Genomic DNA, 6,883 nt, shown 5'->3' with positions numbered 1-6,883 from the left:
AAGTGCAAGCCATGCGAAACCGAATATCTTCTGACCTCCACGACGAAATCGGAGCTTCATTGAGTAGTATTGGTATTTTAGGCGGTTTGGTGAAGCAAAAGTTGAGCGAAAACCACCCAAGTTTTGGCTTTGCCGAAATGATTAGCGAAGAAGCAAAACAAGCAGGTACGGCCATTGACTACATCATCTGGAATATCAATCCGCAATTCGATAGCCTCGAAAGTTTGTTTACTCGCATCAATTCGGAAGCTGCCGAAATCATTGAAGCCAAAGGGATTCAGTATGAGTTTGAAGCCAATAATTTGGTAACCAGAAGTATGTCGATGGATAAAAAACGCAATATTTATCTGATATGTAAAGAACTGATAAACAACGCATTAAAACACAGCCAATGCACCAAAATAGCTTTAAGGTGCAGCGTAAAAGCGAGTTATCTAAACATCAGTTTTTCGGATAATGGCAAAGGTTTTGATGTAAACAAAGCAACCAACCGCAATGGCGTGAAAAATATCCAAACCCGCTTACAAGAGCTAAAAGGCTCTTACGAATTAACAAGCGAAGCCGAAAAAGGCACAAAGTATGAGTTAAAAATTCCGTTGCGGTGATTTACTAAGTTGTTTTAAATCAGTGAAACAATTTAGAAAATTGTTCTATGACTACGCCCGAAATGGGTTATTTTTTGTCGGCTAAATATTCCCGAAATTTGTATCAAAAAGTATCTATGATTAAAATATCCATCTACGAAGATAACGCCCGACTAAGCCAACTTTTGTCGCTAATGATTGAAAACACCGAAGGTTTTGAATTAATGGCTTGCCACGAAAATTGCTTAGAGGCCCTGCAAAATACCCGCACCGAACGCCCAGACGTAATCGTGATGGATATTGATATGCCCCAACGCAGTGGCATTGATGGGGTGGTAGAAATCAAAAGTCATTTTCCACACATAAAAATTATTATGCACACGGTTTTTGATGGAAACGAACATTTATTCGACTGCCTAAGTAAAGGTGCCGATGGCTATATTCTGAAGAAAGACTCTTCTACACGTCTCATTCAAGCCATTAAGGAAGTAAACGAAGGTGGGGCTCCGATGTCGCCTTTTATTGCCAATAAAGTGCTGCAATCTTTTCGTAAACAGCCAGTTACTGATGATTTTAACTTAACTGACCGAGAAATTGAGGTGCTTACTTACCTCGCCAAAGGCTTTTCTTACCGCATGATTTCAATTGAATTGAATATTTCGGTCGAAACCGTCAGACGCCACATCAAGAATACTTATCAAAAACTACACGTACAGTGCGGCCCCGAAGCCGTAGCCAAAGCCATTCGGAGCGGAATTATCAATTCATAAATTTTCAAGAATGACCCAAAAGGGTTATTGACAGTCTGAATTATTGAGTAAGTGGTCGGAAAGCCAATTTTTTATCCCCAATCATGGTATTGATGGGCATCAGCTAAACAAGCAATTTTGTATCAAAAAATTGCTCAATGAAAAAAACAATCATTACCTTTCTAATTTTAATTAGCTTACAAGGCTTTTCACAAACGTTCATTAATCCAAACGGAGCTGTAAATATCTACGAAAAAGAATCTTTGTATTTCAATCGAAAAAATAGTTCTTTACAGCTTAAAAACGCAGGCATTACGTTTTTCAATGAAGGCACAGCGAATGCCCAATTCATCGAGACGAGTGCCTTGACATCAAACTACACCACCACTACTAACGCAACTATTATACAAAATTACACTCCAACAATTGATGGACCGATTGTCTATGTTGATGTTTACGGAATCGACCAAAATCCAACTTTAGGAACACGAGTAATCACGAATTGTATTCTGGAAATTATTGATAAAACCACTAATACAATCATCGCTACCAGCGACGAGAGTTTACTTAATACAGGCTACCCTTGCTTACCAAACCGACCTTGCTCCCCAAAAGACTATGTACGGTTCAGTCTTTCGCCCTTCCCGCTTCGTCTGCAAGCTGGAAAGCAATACGCACTCCAATTACGAAATACTTCTCCCCAGTTTCAAGCGGCCATTTCTTGCGAAAATATTTATCCGTTCGGCTCAACTAATATTGCTTGTCAGAACCAAACCGAAAACGCTGATTTAAACTTTAAAACTACTTTTCTTGGAATTTCAGAATCGGCCCGTATCGACCAAGACGGCAACGCATTTTTTAACGATCTCAATAGTACCAAACTGCAGGTCAGTACCTACCTACAAGTCAGAGGGTATGAAATAAAACCCATAAAATTAGGTAGTATTTCAATTGGGCCAAGTAATACTAAATGTAAAGATGTAAATATTGAATTTGGAGAGCCATTTTCAACCCTTAATTGCCTCGTAGTCAATGAACCATCAAGCGATTTCCCAGATTGTTTCGCAGTTTCGCTTCGTAAATATCTCACTGACACTAACACTGGTTACCAAACGGGTGCAGTAATGCGGGTTTGCCGAATCGACGATAATAGTTGGGGGCAAAACCCACGAATTTTGTATAATTATCAAACTTTTTATCCATGAAAATTAAAAACAAAAATTACTTACCTAAACACTGCAATAATTGGGTATTTAATAAACATCTATGCCTAAAACTGTCAATAAAACTTGTCAGTAAAGTCAATTTACACTTAAACATTCATATTATATAAAATCAAAAGCTCAATCAATCATTACAATGAAAACATATCTTATTTTACTATTAAGTCTTATAGTTGGTTTTACTTTTGCCCAATCACCCATAGCCAAGGGAGAGCATTTTGCCACAATCAATGGTTTAAAACTTCACTACGAAGTAAGCGGCAATGGGCCAGTTTGTATTTTCCCGACACCCGGTTGGGGGCCAAATCTTGATGCCTACAAAAACTCAATGCCCGAACTCGAAAAATATTTCACGGTTGTCTGGCTCGATACTCGTGCTTCCGGGAAATCAGCGGCTTCGGATAAACCAGAAGATTACCAAACTGCCGATTTTATTGAAGATATTGAACAGCTTCGCCTGCACCTCAAACAAAACAAAATCTGGGTTATAGGCCATTCGATGGGTGGTTATCAGGTATTAAACTATGGCATCAAATACAGCAAATACCTGAACGGAATTATTGCCGTTGCCGCTTTTGTAGGACTTGACGAACTTGCTCAAACGGAGTTGATGAAGGCCGTCGAAAAACGCAAAAACGAGCCTTACTACAAAATAGGTTCGGGGATTTTGATGGGAACCGATACCACCAAACGCTCACTCAATGAAGAAATGCCATACATTATGCCTTTCTATTTTCATGACCAAGCTAACCTTCCCAAATTTCTTGCCATCAAAAATGTACAACTCAGCCAAAAAGCGTGGGAAATGACCGCAAAAGGTGGACTTGGCAGAGAAAAAATCATTGATTTATTACCAAAAATCACTGTGCCTACGCTCGTACTGGTAGGAGACGACGACTTCATCTGTGACCAAGTTTCGCACGCTGCTCGCATCCATGCGGGTATCAAAAATGCTAATCTTTCGGTTATCAAAAACGCTGGACATTTCATCTGGATTGAACAACCACAAACATTTTATCAAGCTATTGAAGAATGGTTGAAAACTAAAAAGTAGAATCATGAAAATCAGTTTTTTTGCTTTTCTCCTACTCTTTGCAGTATGGAGTAGCAACGCTTTTGCTCAAAATGGTACCCTAACGCCGCAGGGAGTTATGTTTCCACAACTCACAACAGCCCAAATCGGAGCTATCTCTGGCCAAACTAAAGGCACAATGGTCTTTGACAAAGACCTAAACATCATGAAATATTATGATGGTACAACATGGCAACCCCTAACCAACGGTGGCACAGGCGGTGCTTGGCAAAATAGCGGAGCTAATCAATACAACACCAATAATGGCAATGTGGGTATTGGCACTGGTACACCAACTACCAAACTGCACGTGGTTCATGATGGAGCTATCGGAGCCAAAATAAGTGCAAGAGATGGTTCGGGGAATCCATCATTTTTAGACATACAAGCCGATGGTGGCTCGGGGGCAGGAATGAGATTTTATTCAGATGATGTTTTTAATGCTGCTATTTTTATGGATGGTGACAAACTATCATTTTTAAATTTTGTTGGCACTAATCCACTCATTATAAACCCCGATTATAGTGGTATCGTTTTACCCCACGGAGTAAAGGTTAGTAACAGTGGTTTCTTGATAAAAGATATACGTTTCGGTAATCTGGCCATCGGAAGTAGCACCAATAATGCTTATTCTCAGCCGATTACATTTCAAAACCCAATGCCCAACGCCAATTATACCGTTACGCTTACGCAAAACTCACTTACCTCCGATGAAGATTTTTTTCAGATGCAAGTGCGAAACAAAACCGCAGCTGGTTTTACGGTTTGGGTAAAACGCCGTGATGCCAATACTGGTTGGGGACAAAACTTACAGGTTGCTTGGATAGCCGTAGCAGGCCAATAAAAAAGCAGAAAACATGGATAATTTCTTAGAAATACAACGGCCATACATTGCCAAAGGCATGATACGAATCAGGCACAATGGCAAACTATACTATATCAAAACCTCTGATGTAGTCCTGCTCGAAAGCGACATCAACTATACCCATATTCATCTGAAATCGGGTAAAAAACTGCTTTCGTCTCGCAATCTTTCGTTGTTTGAGTTTATGCTGAAAGATACCCAATCTTTTATCAGACCCAACCGTAGGCAAGTGGTAAACATTGATTATCTGACCAATTTTTCAATCGAAAAATCAACCAAAGTTCTTCGGCTTATCAATGGATTGAGTATCAGCATTTCACGCAGAAAAAGCCTAAAACTTGCAAAATCATTCGAAAACTAGCTTTAAACCATGAAAAAAACATTTTTACTCTCATTCCATTTCCTGCTGCTTAATTTCTGCTTCGGGCAGAAACTCGCAGTACCCTATTATTCGACCTCACAAATAAAAGTATATGATTTGGCTACCAATCCTGCAACTTTACTAACAACTTTCAATGTAGTTGGGCCAAGCAATATCAGCTATAAACCCAACTGCGTTGCTTTTTATAACAACGAAATGTTTGTGGGCTACGATGAACCCACCTCCGATGGTTTTCTGCACTACAAAGGGGTCTTGATTTCGGGCGGAACACTGACTTACACATCGGTCACGAAAGTGGCAACCAGTCGAGTAACGACCGAAATTATAGTCAACCAAACCAACGGAACGCTGTATGTAGCTTGTGGTTTTGGAGAAACCAAACGCAGGGTAATAAAAATACCACGTGACGGTAGCGGAAGTTATAGTGGCGGTGGAATTTTTCAGAATATGCCTACGCTTAAAAACAATCAATTCTACACAGGTATCGGCGGAATCACTCGCAATGCCGCAGGAGATGTATTCGTGACTGACCTTTCGGATAACAGAATCTTGAAATGGGATGCCGATAATACATTGGCATCGCCTACGCAATTTTTATGCTCAACCGCTGTCAATTCGGTGGCTTGTACGGATGCTTTTCTGAATACCGATAACCAATCGGCCAAGCTATTTTCTTTACCCGAAGGCTTGGTTTTTGATGCCAACGGAAACCTCTGGTATGCCAATAATAATGATAGCTATTCGCCAACCCCTGATGCAGCAGGTGGCTCATTGGTCAAGCTGCCGAGTGCCTTAATTAATCAAAATGCAGCAGGAGCTCAGGTTACAATTACCAGTGCAAACGCTACGATTTACTCAAAAGTAAGTGCCAAATTTGGTGGTTTGGCTCGCATTGGCAATTTTATTTATGCCAACGACCAAGGCAATGGCAAAGTTTGGAAATTTGACCCAAGCAATGGCACATTTACCGATATCGGTATTTCGGCAACCTACCCAGGCAATGGCCAATGTGCCGAAGTTTCAGCTTCCGTTTTTCCTGCATTCACTATCACTCAATGTGCGTATCCGAATTTTGGCGGTACAATCGTAAGGCTGGGCAATCAGACCAGCATTAGCATTAGAGTTACGCTCGATATTGCAACTGCCGGTAATATCACACTCAATGCCAGCGGCACAAACTTTTCGGGAACAATTACTCAAAACTTTGCCAACACTGGCCTACAAAATGTATTCATGAATGCCGATTACAATGGGCAGGGTGTAGCAGGAACTCGCACAATTACTGTAAGTTCGCCGAGTTTAGGAGCAGGAACTTGCTCGTTTACCGTACCAGTCTATGATGGATTTTTCTCATTTGGCGACTGCGAAAACAGCACCCTCAGTGGCACTTTCACACAGGGCGTGGCAGTTACTCGCAACATCACGATTCCGATTACGGTCACAAAAGTAGGTACGACTACCATCAATCTTATTTCGAGCGAATTTTCGGGAAGTCTCACTACCACTTTGGCTCTCAACCAAACCAGCATCACGATTCCGATTACTTATACCCCTACAAATCCAAACAGTACAGGTGAAACACTGACTTTCGCCAGCAACGAAGCCGTTGGGGCATACCCTACTTTGCCTGCTTTTTGTTATAAAACCATTACGCTAAATCCCGCACCTTCTAATTGCCCTGAGTTGCTCACACTTCCGCAAGATGACCCAACTTCAACCACCATCAATAGCGGCAGTCGAAGTTTTCAGGCCAAGGGTATTTTGGCCACCAATGCAATCACCAATGTTGGAACAAACGTTGTTTATACGGCCGAAAAAAACATTCTCTTATCGACAGGCTTCAAAGCCGATGCAGGAACAGTCTTTTCTGCTAAAATCGAAAATTGCCCCCAGAGTCAAGCTCCAACGATGTATATGCAGGGAAAAGACCTCTACGATGCGAATCGACAAAAGTTTATCATCAGAGGTGTAAATTATCCTGTAATGGACGACTGGGGCTTTCCTGCCA

7 protein-coding genes are annotated in these 6,883 nt (G+C 41.0%); all 7 read left to right on the top strand.

Going from position 1 to position 6,883, the window contains the following annotated elements; translation table 11 throughout:
• A partial coding sequence (locus ACOVO2_RS07165; protein ID WP_421769315.1) for a sensor histidine kinase occupies positions 1–605 on the top strand: 605 nt, incomplete at its 5' end.
• A gap of 116 nt (positions 606–721) precedes the next feature.
• Positions 722–1,354, top strand: coding sequence for a response regulator (locus tag ACOVO2_RS07160; RefSeq protein WP_421769314.1), 633 nt, complete (start codon positions 722–724; stop codon positions 1,352–1,354).
• A 137-nt stretch (positions 1,355–1,491) separates the two neighbouring features.
• Positions 1,492–2,538, top strand: a complete 1,047-nt coding sequence (locus ACOVO2_RS07155; protein WP_421769313.1) for a hypothetical protein — start codon at positions 1,492–1,494, stop codon at positions 2,536–2,538.
• Between the two features lie 154 nt (positions 2,539–2,692).
• Positions 2,693–3,610, top strand: a complete 918-nt coding sequence (locus ACOVO2_RS07150) for an alpha/beta fold hydrolase (protein ID WP_421769312.1) — start codon at positions 2,693–2,695, stop codon at positions 3,608–3,610.
• A gap of 4 nt (positions 3,611–3,614) precedes the next feature.
• Positions 3,615–4,472: a hypothetical protein gene (locus ACOVO2_RS07145; RefSeq protein ID WP_421769311.1), complete on the top strand. Its 858-nt coding sequence runs from the start codon at positions 3,615–3,617 to the stop codon at positions 4,470–4,472.
• Between the two features lie 13 nt (positions 4,473–4,485).
• Positions 4,486–4,854 (top strand): LytR/AlgR family response regulator transcription factor, encoded by a 369-nt coding sequence (locus ACOVO2_RS07140; protein ID WP_421769310.1) that lies wholly within the window; start codon positions 4,486–4,488, stop codon positions 4,852–4,854.
• 9 nt (positions 4,855–4,863) lie between these two features.
• Positions 4,864–6,883, top strand: a 2,020-nt coding sequence (locus ACOVO2_RS07135) for a 3-coathanger stack domain-containing protein (RefSeq protein ID WP_421769309.1), incomplete at its 3' end; no start/stop codon positions are given.

It is taken from the genome of Emticicia sp. (genome assembly GCF_049241225.1).
GTDB lineage: Bacteria > Bacteroidota > Bacteroidia > Cytophagales > Spirosomataceae > Emticicia.
Note: the sequence above shows the minus strand (reverse complement) of the source record. Positions and strands in the feature narration are given on the sequence as shown.

Excerpts from the sequence above, each read along its gene's own strand:
- ACOVO2_RS07155 (WP_421769313.1), top strand. The coding sequence starts at position 1,492 with ATGAAAAAAACAATCATTACCTTTCTAATTTTAATTAGCTTACAAGGC.
- ACOVO2_RS07145 (WP_421769311.1), top strand. The coding sequence starts at position 3,615 with ATGAAAATCAGTTTTTTTGCTTTTCTCCTACTCTTTGCAGTATGGAGT.
- ACOVO2_RS07150 (WP_421769312.1), top strand. The coding sequence starts at position 2,693 with ATGAAAACATATCTTATTTTACTATTAAGTCTTATAGTTGGTTTTACT.
- ACOVO2_RS07160 (WP_421769314.1), top strand. The coding sequence starts at position 722 with ATGATTAAAATATCCATCTACGAAGATAACGCCCGACTAAGCCAACTT.
- ACOVO2_RS07140 (WP_421769310.1), top strand. The coding sequence starts at position 4,486 with ATGGATAATTTCTTAGAAATACAACGGCCATACATTGCCAAAGGCATG.